This window comes from Paraburkholderia caballeronis (assembly GCF_900104845.1).
Lineage (GTDB): Bacteria > Pseudomonadota > Gammaproteobacteria > Burkholderiales > Burkholderiaceae > Paraburkholderia > Paraburkholderia caballeronis.
In genome coordinates, this window is the sequence record NZ_FNSR01000002.1 from 1,655,337 (window position 1) to 1,669,496 (window position 14,160).

At 69.0% G+C, this 14,160-nt stretch carries 13 protein-coding genes; 6 read left to right on the forward strand and 7 right to left on the reverse strand.

Features of this window, described 5'->3' with window-relative positions; genetic code table 11:
- Positions 1-144: 144 nt before the first annotated feature.
- On the reverse strand, positions 145-711 hold the full coding sequence (locus BLV92_RS23920; RefSeq protein ID WP_243842701.1) for a GNAT family N-acetyltransferase: 567 nt from the start codon (positions 709-711) through the stop codon (positions 145-147).
- A gap of 284 nt (positions 712-995) precedes the next feature.
- A complete protein-coding gene (locus BLV92_RS23925; protein WP_090549823.1) occupies positions 996-1,901 on the reverse strand; it encodes a DMT family transporter in 906 nt (301 codons plus the stop codon).
- Positions 1,902-2,011: 110 nt separating this feature from the next.
- On the opposite strand from BLV92_RS23925, the gene BLV92_RS23930 reads away from it, so the two are divergent.
- Positions 2,012-3,439 carry an aminotransferase-like domain-containing protein gene (locus BLV92_RS23930; RefSeq protein ID WP_090549826.1) on the forward strand — a complete coding sequence of 476 codons (1,428 nt, stop codon included), beginning with the start codon at positions 2,012-2,014 and terminating at the stop codon, positions 3,437-3,439.
- A 10-nt stretch (positions 3,440-3,449) separates the two neighbouring features.
- Here the strand turns inward: BLV92_RS23930 and BLV92_RS23935 are convergent, their stop codons facing one another.
- The gene (locus tag BLV92_RS23935; RefSeq protein WP_090549829.1) at positions 3,450-4,991 is read right to left on the reverse strand and encodes an MDR family MFS transporter; all 1,542 of its coding nucleotides are present in this window, start codon (positions 4,989-4,991) and stop codon (positions 3,450-3,452) included.
- Positions 4,992-5,076: 85 nt separating this feature from the next.
- Between BLV92_RS23935 and BLV92_RS23940 the strand changes: the two genes are divergently transcribed.
- Together BLV92_RS23940 and BLV92_RS23945 are read left to right on the forward strand one after the other, a co-directional pair.
- Positions 5,077-5,751 (forward strand): TetR/AcrR family transcriptional regulator, encoded by a 675-nt coding sequence (locus tag BLV92_RS23940; protein ID WP_090549833.1) that lies wholly within the window; start codon positions 5,077-5,079, stop codon positions 5,749-5,751.
- A gap of 463 nt (positions 5,752-6,214) precedes the next feature.
- Positions 6,215-6,625 carry a response regulator gene (locus BLV92_RS23945; protein WP_090549836.1) on the forward strand — a complete coding sequence of 137 codons (411 nt, stop codon included), beginning with the start codon at positions 6,215-6,217 and terminating at the stop codon, positions 6,623-6,625.
- Positions 6,626-6,766: 141 nt separating this feature from the next.
- Here the strand turns inward: BLV92_RS23945 and BLV92_RS23950 are convergent, their stop codons facing one another.
- From BLV92_RS23950 to BLV92_RS23960, 3 genes are all read right to left on the reverse strand, one after another.
- Positions 6,767-7,354: a Fur family transcriptional regulator gene (locus BLV92_RS23950; protein ID WP_090549839.1), complete on the reverse strand. Its 588-nt coding sequence runs from the start codon at positions 7,352-7,354 to the stop codon at positions 6,767-6,769.
- 109 nt (positions 7,355-7,463) lie between these two features.
- Positions 7,464-8,090: a glutathione S-transferase family protein gene (locus BLV92_RS23955; protein WP_090549842.1), complete on the reverse strand. Its 627-nt coding sequence runs from the start codon at positions 8,088-8,090 to the stop codon at positions 7,464-7,466.
- Between the two features lie 31 nt (positions 8,091-8,121).
- On the reverse strand, positions 8,122-8,748 hold the full coding sequence (locus tag BLV92_RS23960) for a glutathione S-transferase family protein (protein ID WP_090549845.1): 627 nt from the start codon (positions 8,746-8,748) through the stop codon (positions 8,122-8,124).
- 245 nt (positions 8,749-8,993) lie between these two features.
- Here BLV92_RS23960 and BLV92_RS23965 point away from each other — a divergent pair, with 245 nt between their 5' ends.
- The gene (locus BLV92_RS23965; protein ID WP_090549848.1) at positions 8,994-10,676 is read left to right on the forward strand and encodes an ATP-binding domain-containing protein; all 1,683 of its coding nucleotides are present in this window, start codon (positions 8,994-8,996) and stop codon (positions 10,674-10,676) included.
- A 27-nt stretch (positions 10,677-10,703) separates the two neighbouring features.
- Here the strand turns inward: BLV92_RS23965 and BLV92_RS23970 are convergent, their stop codons facing one another.
- Entirely contained in the window at positions 10,704-11,651 is a 948-nt protein-coding gene (locus BLV92_RS23970) for a phosphoribosyltransferase (RefSeq protein ID WP_090549851.1), read from the reverse strand.
- Positions 11,652-11,823: 172 nt separating this feature from the next.
- Between BLV92_RS23970 and BLV92_RS23975 the strand changes: the two genes are divergently transcribed.
- A complete protein-coding gene (locus tag BLV92_RS23975; RefSeq protein ID WP_373681899.1) occupies positions 11,824-12,327 on the forward strand; it encodes a putative pterin-binding protein in 504 nt (167 codons plus the stop codon).
- A 14-nt stretch (positions 12,328-12,341) separates the two neighbouring features.
- Positions 12,342-14,156 (forward strand): ATP-binding response regulator, encoded by a 1,815-nt coding sequence (locus BLV92_RS23980; RefSeq protein ID WP_090549854.1) that lies wholly within the window; start codon positions 12,342-12,344, stop codon positions 14,154-14,156.
- Positions 14,157-14,160 lie beyond the last annotated feature (4 nt).

Below are 14,160 nucleotides of genomic sequence, written 5' to 3' on the forward strand. Positions count from 1 at the left end.
CCGTAACGTGGATGCCGGCGCGGCGCGCTGCGATCGCAGACGCGGCTCCGGCGGGTCAACGGATCGTCGCACGGCGTTATGCGTGCGCAAACCAAGCAAACGAGATTTGGATATGACGCCGCGCCGCCGTGGCGCGCGCAGCGTTCACGCGTCGGGCAGCGTCGTCGACCCCGCGCCGAGCATGCGCTGCATCAGCAGCGTGTCGCGCCATTGGCCGTGCTTGAAGCCGACCGCGCGCAGCGTGCCGACGAGTTCGAAGCCGACGCTTCGATGCAACGCGGGCGAACCGCCTTGCGGGTCCGCGATCACCGCCACCATCTGACGCCACGGACCCGACTCGCAGCGTTCGATCAGCGCGCGCAGCAGCGTGCGGCCGATGCCGCGTGCGCGCAGCGTCGTGTCCACGTAGATCGAATCCTCGATCGTGTGACGGTACGCGGCGCGCGGCCGGTAAGGCGTCGCGTAGCTATAGCCGGCGACGCGGCCGTCGAGTTCCGCGACGATCCACGGCAGGCCGTGGTCAAGCACCGCTGCGTGGCGGGTCAGCAGTTCGGCGGCGTCCGGCGGCGTCTCCTCGAACGATGCGGTGCTGTGCAGCACGTGATGCGCGTAGATCGCGGCGATCGCCGGGAAGTCGGCGGGCGTCGCGTCGCGGACGACGAGCGGCGTGTCGAGGCCGGGCGCGGCGGTGGGCATGTCGGCGGTGTGCATGATGCGGGGTCCTGGTCCGTTCTGGCGTGGCGCGCGAGCCGCGCCGCATGCGCCACTATGCCTTCGCCGCGCGCGAATTTGAAGGATTTCAAAAGGGGGAGTGGGCGTGCGACGTGCGCGGCGAAGCATCGTGCGTGGGCGCGTTCATGGCTCGACGCCGATGGAAACGCGGGGCCGCATGCGATGCTCGCGCCGCTACGCGTGTCGCCCGGCTGCGATCAGCATCGCATCGACGGCAACGATGAAAGCCGGGCCGCCGGGGAAGCACGCGCTCATCGCCGCCGCTACATGCGCTGCGCGACGACTGGCGCCGGACTCCTCCCGAATCGCCGCGCGCCGGCCACGCAGCCGATCACGGCCGCCGTCACGCCGATCATCGCGACCGGCACCTGCTCGTGCAGCAGCACCGCTGCCAGAACGAACGCGAAGAACGGTTGCAGCAGCTGCAACTGCCCGACGCCCGCGATGCCGCCGAGCGCGAGTCCGCGATACCAGAACACGAAGCCGATCAGCATGCTGAACAGCGACACGTAACCGAGCCCCCACCACGACGCGGCGCTGACCGTCGCGAACGACGCCGGCCGCAGCCACCACGCGAGCGGCGCCATCACCGGCAGCGACAGCACCAGCGCCCACGAGATGACCTGCCAGCCGCCGAGCCGCTTCGACAGTCGCGCGCCTTCCGCATAACCGAGCCCGCAGACGACGATCGAGCCGAGCATCAGCGCGTCGCCGAGCGGCGACGCATCGACGCCGTGCCGCAGCGCGAACGCGACGACCGCGAGGCTGCCGGCCGCCGAGAACACCCAGAACATCGGCTGCGGACGCTCGCCGCCGCGCAGCACGCCGAACAGCGCGGTCGACAGCGGCAGGAGGCCGATGAACACGGTCGCGTGCGCGGCGTTCACGTGGCGCAGCGCGAGCGCGGTGAGCAGCGGAAAGCCGACCACCACGCCGAGCGCGACGATCGCGAGCGGCAGCAGTTCGCGGCGCGCGGGCCGCGCTTCGCGGAACGCGAGCAGCAGCGCGATCGCGAGCGCGCCGGCGATGGTCGCGCGCAGCGTGGTCAGGAACAGCGGGTCGAGGGTTTGCACGGCGAGCCGCGTCGCGGGCAGCGAGCCGCTGAAGATCAGCATGCCGGCGAAGCCGCAGAGCCAGCCGTCGGTGGTCGGGTCGAGAGGTTTGCGCATGGTTCGGACGGGGCGATGAGATTCGGCCGATGGTGCGCGCGGCGACCCGAAACGGTAAGCTACAGATCGGTACAATTCTTCAAAACTGTATTGGACAAAGGGCAGTACAGATGACGGACACTGCTGAACCGAACGACACCGCCGGACTGCCGGGCACCCGCGTCGGCCTCGTGATGGACACGCTGCGCGAGCGGATCGCCGCGCGTTCGCTGCTGCCCGGCGCGCGCGTGCCGTCGATCCGTTCGATGAGCGACAGCCTCGGGGTGTCGAAATCGACGGTCGTCGATGCGTACGAGCGGCTCGTCGCCGAGGGCGCGCTGGTCGCGCGGCGCGGAGCCGGCTTCTTCGTCGCCGGCCATGCGCCGCCGCTCGCGCTCGCGGAACTCGGGCCGCGCATCGATCGCGACATCGATCCGCTGTGGCTCACGCGCCAGTCGCTCGAAACCGGTTCGCGCGCGCTGAAGCCCGGCTGCGGCTGGCTGCCGTCGTCGTGGCTGCCGCAGGACGCGGTGCGCCGCGCATTGCGCGCGGCGGCCCGCGACCCGCGCGCGCAACTGTCCGACTATGCGTCGCCACTCGGCCTGCCCGCGCTGCGGCAGCAGCTGTCATGGCGGCTCGCGCAGCACGGCGTCGAAGCCGCGCCCGAACAGATCGTGCTGACCGACGGCGGCACGCATGCGCTCGACCTCGTGTGCCGGTTCCTGCTCGAACCGGGCGACACGGTGCTCGTCGACGACCCGTGTTACTTCAACTTCCAGGCGCTGCTGCGCGCGCATCGCGCCCGCATCGTCGGCGTGCCGTTCACGCCGTCCGGTCCGGACCTCGCGGCGTTCGAGCGCGCGCTGGTCGAACACCGGCCGCGCCTCTACGTGACGAACTCCGCGATCCACAACCCGACCGGCGCGACCCTCGCGCCGGCGCTCGCGCACCGGCTGCTGAAGCTCGCGGAGACGCACGGCCTGCTGATCGTCGAGGACGACATCTTCGCGGACTTCGAAACCACGCCCGCGCCGCGGCTCGCCGCGTTCGACGGGCTCGCGCGCGTCGTCACCATCGGCAGCTTCTCGAAGACGATGTCGGCCGCCGTGCGCTGCGGTTACATCGCGGCGCGCGCGGACTGGGTCGAGCCGCTCGTCGACCTGAAGCTCGCGGTGTCGTTCGGCAACGGCGAAGTCGCGGCGGACCTCGTGCACCGGCTGCTGGTGGACGGCACCTACCGCCGCCATCTCGACGCGCTGCGCGCGAAGCTCGCGGACGCGATGAGCGACACGCTGCGCCGGCTCGGCGCGGCGGGCCTCGAAATATGGACGCGGCCGCAGGCGGGGATGTTCGTGTGGGCGCGGTTGCCCGACGGGATGGACGCGGCGCGCGTCGCGCGCGACGCGCTCGCGGACGGCGTCGTGTTCGCGCCGGGCAACGTGTTCAGCGCGTCGCGCAGCGCGGGCGACTTCCTGCGCTTCAACGTTTCGCAGTGCAACCGTCCGAAGGTCTACGAGACGTTGTTGCGCGCGATGGAGCGCGCCGCGCAGCCGGCGTGACGCGCGCGCATCACTGCTGCGTGCGCAGCGGCACGTCCTGCAGCAGCCACGACAGCGCGAACGACAGCACGACCACGCACGCGGCGACGAAGTACACGGTGTGCAGCGCGCCCGCGAACGCGTGCAGATAACCGTCGCGCAACGCGGCCGGCAGCGCGTGGATCGCGGCCGGTGTCAGCGGCTGCGGCAGATGCACGTCCGGCGTGATGACCGTCGCGAGCCGCGCGTTCAAGCCGTGCGAGAACACCGCGCCGAACGCGGCGACGCCGACCGAGCCGCCGATCGAGCGGAACAGCGTCGCGCCGGACGTCGCGACGCCCATGTGGCGGAACTCGACCGCGTTCTGCACCGCGAGGATCAGCACCTGCATCACCATCCCGAGGCCGCAGCCGAGCAGGCCCATGTACAGGTACATCACGTGGATCGGCGTATCGAGGCTCAGGCGCGCGAGCAGGATCATCGCGACGGCGACGAGGAACGTGCCGGCGATCGGAAACATCCGGTATTTGCCGATCCGGCTGATGAGGCGGCCGGTGATCACCGACATCACGAGCACGCCGCCCATCATCGGCAGCAGTTGCATGCCGGCTTCGGACGGGCTCGATCCCTTTACGATCTGCAAATAGAGCGGCAGGAACGTGACCGACCCGAACAGCGACACGCCGACGATGAAGCCGATCAGGCTCGACAGCACGAACGTGCGCTCGCGGAACAGTTCGAGCGGCATGATCGGCTCGACCGCGTGCCGTTCCTCGTGAATGAAGCCGGCGATCGACACGATGCCGAACAGCAGCGTGAGCCACAACTGCACGGAAGTCCACGGCAGGATCGTGCCGCCCTGGCTCGTGAACAGGATCACGCAGGTGAGCGCGGACGCGAGGAACCCCGCGCCCATGTAGTCGATCACGTGCTTCACGTGCGCGACGCGCGGCTTGAACACCGCGCCGATCACGGCGAGCGCGGCCGCGCCGAGCGGCAGGTTGATGTAGAAGATCCAGCGCCACGACAGATGCTCGACGAGGAAGCCGCCGAGCAGCGGGCCGATCACGGTCGCAACGCCGAACACGCCGCCGAACATCCCCTGATAGCGGCCCCGCTGCGCGGGCGGAATCACGTCGCCGATCGCCGCCATCGTGATGACCATCAGCCCGCCGCCGCCGAGCCCCTGCAACGCGCGCAGCACGATCAGCTGCATCATGTTCTGCGCGACGCCGCACAGCGCGGAGCCGACGAGGAACAGCACGATCGCCGCCTGCAGCACGATCTTGCGGCCGAACAGGTCGCCGAACTTGCCGTACAGCGGCACGACGATCGTCGACGTCAGCAGGTACGCGGTGACGACCCACGACAGCCGGTCGAGCCCGCCCAGTTCGCCGACGATCGTCGGCAGCGCCGTCGACACGATCGTCTGGTCGAGCGCGGCGAGCAGCATCACGAGCAGCAGCGCGGGAAACAGCAGCCGGACCGGCGGATGATTCTCCGCCTCGACGGGGCCGGACGGTTCGGGCGACGCGGACGGCAGCGGCGGGCGCGAAGTTGAAGCGGGTTCCATCGGGCAATTCCTGCTTGATATTAATTAATGTGAAAATTAATATAGGCGAATCCGCCACACCGGTCAAAGCCGAAACGGTAACCAGATGAAAGAGTCCGATTCTCCTCCGTCGGCGCCGACCGCGCGTCGACCGGGACGCCCGAGCGGCGGCGCGCAGGGCGGCGGCCCGCGCGCGAAGCTCCTCGACACCGCGCTCGCGCTGTTCGCGCGCCAGGGGATCGTCGATACGACGCTCGGCGCGATCGCGCGCGAGGCCGGCGTCACGCCGGCGATGGTCCATTACTACTTCAAGACCCGCGACCAGTTGCTCGACGTGCTGATCGACGAGCGTTTCCTGCCGCTGCGCGCGGCGCTGGCCGGCGTGTTCGACGCGCATCCGGACGACCCGGTCGCCGCGCTCACCGAACTGGCGTTGCGCTTTGTCCGGCTGGGAGACGAGCATCCGTGGTTCCCGCCGCTGTGGGTGCGCGAGGTCATCAGCGAAGGCGGGCTGCTGCGGCAGCGGATGCACGAGCGGTTCGGCCACGCGCAGCAACTGGCGACGCTGAAGCACATCGAGCGGTGGCAGAAGGAGGGCAGGCTGAATCCGGGGCTCGAACCGTCGCTGGTGTTCGTGTCGCTGCTCGGGCTGACGATCTTGCCGCTCGCGACGTCGCAGATGTGGCGCAGCGACCCGGCGCGGCGGCGGATCGGCGCGCAGGAGATCGCCCGGCACGCGGTCGCGATGATCGCGCACGGCGTCGCGCCGGTCGGCGCGTGACGTACCGGTAACGCCGTCGGCAGCGGGTCGCGCCGCGAGCGCATCTGACGCGGGCGCGGGAACCTGCAGGTCCGCCGGCATGCGTGATACGCTGCGCGCATTCGTTCGGTGCGGGGTGATGCATCGGACATCGAGGCAGGATTTGGGGTGTGCGGTGCGCGCGCGGACAGCGTGACGGTTCGGCCCTTTTCGGCGTTTTTTCCAGTGGTTAGCGCGTGAATTTGCGTGAAGCGGCAGGGCGGACGCGGACCGGGCCGGCTTTCATCGAACTGTCGCTTCGCGCCGATATCGTGCGCTTCGCGAGACAGGCCGGCTCAGGTCGGAATGGCGGGATCACGGCATCGAATTTGCTGGTTGCGGACCGCCGCTGTCCGGCGCGGTGTCGCGCGAGCGGACGAAACCGCATCCGCGCGCGGCGCGAGACGGCCGGCCCCTCAGACAGAACGGGATTCAACCCACGAAGATGAATGCAGTAAACAGGCTCGACCGGACGACCATCGTCCTGGTCGAAGACGACCCGGAGAGCCGGGCGTCGCTGGCGTCGTTGCTGGCGGCGGAAGGGGCGAGCGTGATCGCCGTCGGCGACGCGGAAACGGGCGTCGAAGAAGCGATCAGGCTGTTGCCGGACGCGGTGGTGTGCGATCTGGACCTGCCCGCGATGGACGGCTTCTATCTGATCCAGCGTTTGCGCGATCACGAAATCCGCGGCGATCATGCGCCGGCCGTCGCGGTCGCGCTGACCGGCCATACCGGCGAAAGCTGGCGGCTGCGCAGCATCGGCGAGGGATTCCAGCATTTCATGACGAAACCGGCGCAGCCGGACGAACTCGTGACGCTGCTGCGCGACGCGATCGACGCGCGGCATGCGCTGTGAATGCGCGAATCCGCGGCGGAAATGCATCGTGACGGGGCGTGCTGCGTGACGGCGGTGCGCTCTTCGTGAAACGCCGTGGTGGCGTGACCTTCGCGATGGATGGAGCGACAGCCGGCTGACGAGCCCGCGTCGACCGCCGTTTTAATGCGGCGCGGCGGCGGCCTTCGCGTGACGCGCGGGGGCTTCGCTGCCGCTCTGCGCGGCATCCGCCTGGCATTGCGCGCACAGTCCCTTCAGTTCGATCCCGTCGCCGGAGAGCCGGTAGCCGGCCGCCTCGATCTGCGCGACGAGCGCCTGGCGCAGCTTCGGCTCGTGCAGTTCGGTTACGTTCCCGCATTGCTGGCAGACCACGAGGATGCCGTGCTGGCACTGCGTCAGGTCGTGGCAGACCGCGAACGCGTTGATCGATTCGATCCGGTGGATGAGCCCCGCCGACAGCAGGAAGTCGAGCGCGCGATACACGGTCGGCGGCGCGGAACCCGGATGGATCTGGCGCATTTCGTCGAGCAGCGAGTACGCCTTCGTCGCGCGGCCCGACGTCAGCAGCAGTTCGAGCACCTTGCGGCGGATCGGCGTCAGCTTCTCGCCGCGTTCGCGGCAGTACGCGTCGGCCATCGACAGCGCCGCTTCGATCGACGCGGCCGGCGCGTGTCCGTGCTCATGCCCGTGATCGTGATGATCGTGGTCATGGTCGTCGGAGGCGGGCACGGTCGGTTTGGCGATCTTCATTCCGCGATTATACGGGGCGGTCGCGCGCGGCGTCGGCACGGGCCGCCGCGCCGGAATCCGCCGAACCGGCGGCCCGGCGATCCCGTGGCCGGCAGCGCGCCGCGCGCGATCAGTCGAGTTTCGCCGCGAAGCCGCGCTGCACGCCGGGCCGCGCGAACAGCGCGTCGTACCAGCGCTTCACGTTCGGATAGTCGGCGAGGTTCACCTTGTGGCGCTCGTGCCGCCACGCCCAGCCGAGAATCGCGAAGTCCGCGACGGACAGTTCGCCGGCCACGAATTCGTGACCCGCGAGCCGCGCGTCGAGCACGCGGTACAGCCGGTGCGTCTCGTCCGAAAACCGTTTGAGCCCGTAGCGGCGATCCTCTTCGGACTCCAGCGCCGCGAAGTGGTGGACCTGGCCCGGCATCGGCCCGAAGCCGCCCATCTGCCACATCAGCCATTCGAGCACCGGCACCCGCGCGCGCAGGTCGCGCGGCAGGAACTGGCCGGTCTTTTCGCCGAGATACAGCAGGATCGCGCCCGACTCGAACACGCTGATCGGCTCGCCGCCGGGACCGTCGGGATCGACGATCGCCGGGATCTTGTTGTTCGGGCTGATGCGCAGGAATTCCGGCGCGAACTGCTCGCCCTGGCCGATGTTGACCGGCACTACCTCGTAGGGCAGCGCCATCTCTTCGAGCGCGACGCTGATCTTGCGACCGTTCGGCGTGCCCCATGCGTAAAGCTGGATCGTCATGGATGGAAACAGGAATGAAAGGAAGGCGGGCTCAGGTGAGCGGCAGGTCGATGTACTTGCGGAAGCCCTGACGCGTCGCGAGCCGCGAATACCAGCGTTCGAGGTTGGGCAGCGGCGGGCGTTCGACGCCTTCGAGCCCGAACCAGCGTTTCGCGAACGTGCCGATCACGATGTCCGCGAGCGAAAAACGCTCGTTTTCGAGGAAGAAGCGGCCTTGCAGATGGCGGTCGAGCAGCTTCCAGCATTCGGCGACGGTCTCGACGTCGGCCGCGAGTTTCGCGGTGTCGCGTTTCTCGGGCGGCGTGCGAACCGCCGCGACGAACACCGGCCGCTCGGCCGGCACCAGCGTCGCGAGCGACCAGTCGAGCCAGCGTTCGATGCTCGCGCGGACCTTCGGATCGGCCGGATACAGCAGGCTCGACGGACCATACTGCATCGCGAGATAACGCAGGATCGAGTTCGATTCCCACAGCACGAAGTCGCCGTCGACGAGCGTCGGCACGCGGCCCGTCGGGTTCATCGCGAGATAGTCCGGCTCGTCGTTGCGGCCGAACTGCATGCCGGCGTCGATGCGCTCGAATGGCAGCACCAGTTCGTCGCAACACCATAAAACTTTCTGGACGTTGGCCGAATTGGCGCGTCCCCAGATCGTGATCATCTGGTGAATCTCCTTGCAGCGGAATCGGTCGGCGGATACGCGAGGCTTGCGCGTTCATGCGCAGGCCCGCGCACGAACGGGCAAGCCGAAACGATACACGATGTCGCAGGTCTTTTTTGACAAGCCCCTGAACAGCCGGCCCGCGCCGGGCGCGGGACCAGGCTTCTCGTAGAATAGCCGCTACCGGACGCGGTTCATCCCTGCTATCTGCACCATCCGCATCATCTGCATCGAGGCAAACGCCCATGGCACGCATTGTCCCTGACGACTGGCAGCATCTGGAGGCGGCCGGCGCCGCCGCGCGCGAGCGCGAAACGCTGGCGCTGTTCGAGAAGGGGTTGCCGGACGGCTACACCGTTTATCACGGCGTGCACTGGACGCGCCTGTCCGAAGGCTTCTCGGTGTTCGGCGAAGCGGACTTCGTGATCGTGAGCCCGGCCGGCCGCGTGATGATCGTCGAGCAGAAAACCGGTTTCCTGCGCGAGACGCCGAAGGGGCTCGTGAAGGTGTACATGCAGACCGAGCGCAATGTGTCGATCGCGCTCGCGCGCACGGTCGAGGGATTGCACCGGCGTTTCACCGCCGCGTTCGGCGCGGGCACGTACTTTCTCGAAGAGCTGCTGTATTGCCCCGATCACGTCGTGAAGGACGCGGCGATCGCGGGCGTGAACCCCGCGCGGATCGTGGATGCGGCGCGCAAGGGCCAACTGGTGTCGATCGTGCTCGACGCGCTGCCCGCCGACGAACCGCGTCTGCCGTGCGCGGCGAAGATCCACCACTTCCTCGCGGACGAACTGGCGCTGACGCCGGATGCGGGCGCGCTCGTCGGCGCGGCCGGCACGCTCGTCACGCGGCTTGCGGGCGGCCTCGCGACGTGGGCGCGGCGGCTCGAATTCGCGCCGTTCCGGCTGCGCGTGATCGGCACCGCCGGTTCCGGCAAGACCCAGCTTGCGGTGCAGGTGATGAAGGACGCGGTCGCACGCGGCCAGCGCACGCTGTACGTGTGCTTCAACCGGCCGCTCGCCGATCACATCGTGAAGGTCGCGCCGCCCGAGGCGAAGGTCGCGAACTATCACCAGCTATGCGACTGGGTTTCGCGCGACGGCGGCCACGTGCCGGACTTCGGCGGCCCGGACGTGTTCGGCGGACTGGAGCAGCGTTTCGCGGCGACGCCGATCGATGCGCGCTGGCAGTTCGACGTGTTGATCGTCGACGAGGGGCAGGACTTCCAGCAGGCGTGGGTCGCGGCGCTCGAACGGCTGGTGCGTCCGGGCGGCGCGTGGTGGTGGCTGGAAGACCCGCTGCAGAACCTGTACATGCGCGAGCCGGTTGCGCTGCCGGGCTGGACGGTGCTGCGCGAGACGACGAACTATCGCAGCCCGCGCGACATCCTCGACTTCATGCGCGACGTCGCGAGCCGGCCGGTGCCGGCGCTTGCGGAGTTGACCGCGGGCAGTCCGTTCGACGGCTCGGACGTCGCGCTGTCGACCTACGACGAAAAGGAAAAGGCCGCCGCGACGGACGGCGAGCCGCCCGCGATCGCGGCGACCAAGCGTGCGATCACGCAGGCGCTGTCGCTCGGTTTTCGCAAGCAGGACATCGTCGTGCTGTCGTTTCGCGGCCGCGAGGGCTCGCTGCTGACGCCGCTCGATCATCTCGGCCCGCACCGGCTGCGCAGCTTCACCGGCCAGTACGACCTGTTCGGGAATCCGCAGTATCGCGACGGCGACGTGCTCGTCGATTCGATCTATCGTTTCAAGGGGCAGTCCGCGCCGTGCGTGATTTTCACCGAGATCGATTTCGACACGTTCGACGAGCGCGCGGCGCGCAAGCTGTTCGTCGGCGCGACGCGCGCGACGATGAAGCTGATCCTCGTCGCGTCGCAGCGCGCGGCGCACGCGTTAGACGCGGCGCGCGCCAACGCGTGACGGAAGCCGCGGCCCGGTCGTGGTCGGTCAACTCCAGGCCGATGCGCCGATCAGCGTGCCGGTGCGCGTGTGCGCGTTCCACCAGATCACGCGCAGCAGCGGCGCGCGCTGCGCGATGAAGATCGCCTGCACCGGATCGCTTTCGATGAAATGGGTGACGCCGCAGCGCAGCGCGGCCGCGGCCTTGTGCGCGGCCGCGCCGGCCGGCGTCTCGTCGTGCTCGCCCGGCGTGCGCATGACAAGTTCCAACTGCCCGAAGCCGAACCGTTCCAGCCATAGCTGCGTGCGCGCGCGGTCCATCTCGGGCCGGCCCGTGATGATCGCGCGGGTGTGCTGAAGGTCGATGCCCGGAAACTTGTCGAACGGCAGCAGCGCGTCGCGTTCGGTCAGCGCGGCGTCGAGATCCTCGTCGTAGCGCGTGAGCGGAATGTCCGGCAGCAGGATGCCGTCGAGGTCGATGGCATAAACCGCGTATTCGTGATCGCCGGCCATCAGCGCGCCTTCGTGCGCGCCGTCACGCGCCCAGTCCGCGCGATAGCGGTCCGTGTACGCCTGGCGCTCCCACGGAAACAGCGCGAAATAACCGCTCGCATCGATCGAGTAGTCGGGCCGCAGCCGGCTCAGGTCGTCGTATGCGCCGGTCAGCGTGCGCACCGCGAGCCCGTGCTCGCGCAGGAATGCGATCGAGTCGGTCAGCGTGAAGCCGCGCCCCGCGATGTCCTCGCACAGCAGCACCTTCGAGCCGGGTTCGGGCAGCGGCAGCGCGGAGTCCCAGCGCACTTCGCGGGTCGCGCGCTCGTAGCGCAGGAACGCCACCGGGGCGCCGGTCGCGTGCGAAACCATCAGCGCGAGCGGCGCGCCGCCGCGCAGGATGCCGACGACGGCCGCGAAGTTCTCGGCGGCCAGCAACGGCTGCAGCGATTCGATCCATTGATCGAGCTGTTCGTAGGTAAGCGGGACGATCGGCTTGTTCATCGGTCGGGCGCGCATCGCGCGGGAAGAGGAACCATGCGGGAACCGTGCGGCGACGGCTATTGTACAGGCGGTGATTGGCGATATTATGCATGGGGCCGCCGGCGGGCGCAGGGCGGCGGCGCGCGGATCGCGCGCGTCCATGGCAACGATGACGAAGCGAGAGGCGACGAACATGCAGTACCGATTCGGCTGGCAAGGGGTGGCCGGCATGGCGACGCTGCTCGCGGCCACGGCGGTCTGCGCGGCGCCGGCGTTGTCGCTCGACGTGAGCGGCGAGATCCGGGTGACCAACAACGCCGCGCGCAACGCGTATCACTTCGACGACGCCCAGTTGCAGAAGCTGCCGGTGCATCAGATCTCGACGTCGACCACGTGGACGCCGCGTTCGACGTTCGAGGGGCCGCTGCTGTCCGACGTGCTGAAGACGGTCGGCGCGTACGGCAAGCGCGTCAAGATCCACACGCTCGACGACTACACGTGCATCGTGCCGGTCAGCGACGCGGACCGCTACGGCGTGCTGCTCGCGTACCGGATGAACGGCCGGCGGCTCGAAGTGAGCGATTTCGGCCCGCTGTTCCTGATCTATCCGCGCGACGACTATCCGCAGGAACTCGAAGGCGCGGCCGGCGACGCGAAGTTCGCATGGCAGATCACGTCGCTGACCGTCATCGAGTGAGCGGGCGCCGTTCGATGCGACGTCCGCTGCACCGCTTCGTTCACCTGCTGATCTGGTTCGTCGCGCTCGCGCCGCCGGTGGTTGCGGTCGGTTATCTGATGTACGCGAATCTGATCAACCCGCGCGTGATCCAGCGGCTCACCGGCAACTACGACGGGCTGTACTGGGACGCGGCGCAACTACAGATCGCGTATGGGCGCTTCGAGAACCAGTTGCTGCGTTACGCGGACGGGCTCGACCACGATCCCGACCAGTTGCGGCTGCGCTACGAAGTGCTGCAATCGAAGCTGAACGTGATGAACGGCTCGGCGCGCGGCCTGTCCGGATCGCCCGCTCGGCTGAAGCGGCAACGCGACGATCTCGACCGGCTGTCGGCCACGGTCGCGTCGTTCGGGCCGCAGCTCGACCGCGTCGCGAACAGCCCGGCGCTCGCGCACCAGATGGTCGCCGCCCTGCGCGAGCACTGGACCGAGATCAACGACCTCGCGCTGAGCCGGCGCTTCGCGGACATCACCGAGCGCGAGGAGATTCGCCGCGACTTCATCGCGAAGCGGCGCGAACTGTTCGCAGCGGGCCTCGTTTTGATCGTGCTGTGCGCGGCCGCCGCGGTGCTGCTGGTGCTGAACGGCTACCGGCGCACGCGGCTGATCCGCCAGCAGCACGCCCTGCTCAAGGCCGAATTGCAGGCGAGCCGCGCGGCGCGCGAGGCGAGCACGGCGAAGGACACGTTTCTCGGCATGATCAGCCACGAACTGCGCACGCCGCTGCACGCGATCGTGTCGTCGATCGAACTGCTCGGCCTGAAGCCGCTGCCGGACGAGGACCGCAAGGTGATCCAGCGTCTGGACACGGCCGCGCGCCAGCTCGAAGCGCAGATGAAGGACCTGACCGACTACGCGCGGCTCGGCGCGGGCAAGCTCGAATTGCGGCACGAGCAGTTCGATCCGCGCGAGCTGTTGCAGTCGATCGTCGACCAGAACGAGGCGGCGGCGCGCGCGCGCGGCCTCGCATTCGAAAGCGCGCTGCGCGGCGTGCATGGGCTCGTCGAGTCGGACCCGCACCGGATTCGCCAGATCGCGAACAACCTCGTGACGAACGCGATCCGCTATACCGAGCGCGGCGTCGTGCGCATCGAGTTCGTCGCGTCAGCGCGCGCGCTGTCGATGGTCGTCAGCGATACCGGCCCCGGCGTGCCGCCCGAGCAGATTCCGCTGATCTTCCGCGAGTTCACGCAACTCGACGCGTCGCGGTCGCGGCGCTACGAAGGCGCGGGGATGGGGCTCGCGATCGTGCGCGGACTCGTCGATCTGTTCGGCGGCGCGATCGCGACCGACAGCCGGGTCGGCGAGGGCACGACGTTCACGGTGACGATTCCGGTCACGCCCGTGGCCGGCCCGCTGGCCGCCGACGCACGGACGCCGGGGCGCGGCGACGGCGAGCGTCCGCGCGTGCTGGTCGTCGACGACAACCGGCCGGTGCGCGAATCGTTGTGCGAAATGGTGGCGCTGATGGGCTGCGATGCGCTCGCGGCCTGCGACGCGGACGCGGCGCTCGCGATCGTCGGCAGCACGCCGTGCGACGTCGTGCTGCTCGACCTGAACATGCCGGGGCGCGACGGTTACGGGTTCGTCGCGGGACTGGACGCGGCGCTGAAGGGCCGCGCGCTGCATCGCCCGCGGCTGATTGCGGTCAGCGCGGATCTGCCGGATGCGACGGCCTGTGATGCGTCGACGCCGTTCTTCGACTGTCTCGCGAAACCGGTGCACTACGAGGTGTTGCGCGCCGCGTTGCAGCGCGCGCTGGTTTTGTCGCAGCCGTTGAGCGCGTGACGGA

Coding starts and splice junctions, on each gene's coding strand:
- BLV92_RS23920 (WP_243842701.1), bottom strand. CDS start 711: ATGCACACCGCCGACATGCCCACCGCCGCGCCCGGCCTCGACACGCCG.
- BLV92_RS23925 (WP_090549823.1), bottom strand. CDS start 1,901: ATGCGCAAACCTCTCGACCCGACCACCGACGGCTGGCTCTGCGGCTTC.
- BLV92_RS23930 (WP_090549826.1), top strand. CDS start 2,012: ATGACGGACACTGCTGAACCGAACGACACCGCCGGACTGCCGGGCACC.
- BLV92_RS23935 (WP_090549829.1), bottom strand. CDS start 4,991: ATGGAACCCGCTTCAACTTCGCGCCCGCCGCTGCCGTCCGCGTCGCCC.
- BLV92_RS23940 (WP_090549833.1), top strand. CDS start 5,077: ATGAAAGAGTCCGATTCTCCTCCGTCGGCGCCGACCGCGCGTCGACCG.
- BLV92_RS23945 (WP_090549836.1), top strand. CDS start 6,215: ATGAATGCAGTAAACAGGCTCGACCGGACGACCATCGTCCTGGTCGAA.
- BLV92_RS23950 (WP_090549839.1), bottom strand. CDS start 7,354: ATGAAGATCGCCAAACCGACCGTGCCCGCCTCCGACGACCATGACCAC.
- BLV92_RS23955 (WP_090549842.1), bottom strand. CDS start 8,090: ATGACGATCCAGCTTTACGCATGGGGCACGCCGAACGGTCGCAAGATC.
- BLV92_RS23960 (WP_090549845.1), bottom strand. CDS start 8,748: ATGATCACGATCTGGGGACGCGCCAATTCGGCCAACGTCCAGAAAGTT.
- BLV92_RS23965 (WP_090549848.1), top strand. CDS start 8,994: ATGGCACGCATTGTCCCTGACGACTGGCAGCATCTGGAGGCGGCCGGC.
- BLV92_RS23970 (WP_090549851.1), bottom strand. CDS start 11,651: ATGAACAAGCCGATCGTCCCGCTTACCTACGAACAGCTCGATCAATGG.
- BLV92_RS23975 (WP_373681899.1), top strand. CDS start 11,824: ATGCAGTACCGATTCGGCTGGCAAGGGGTGGCCGGCATGGCGACGCTG.
- BLV92_RS23980 (WP_090549854.1), top strand. CDS start 12,342: ATGCGACGTCCGCTGCACCGCTTCGTTCACCTGCTGATCTGGTTCGTC.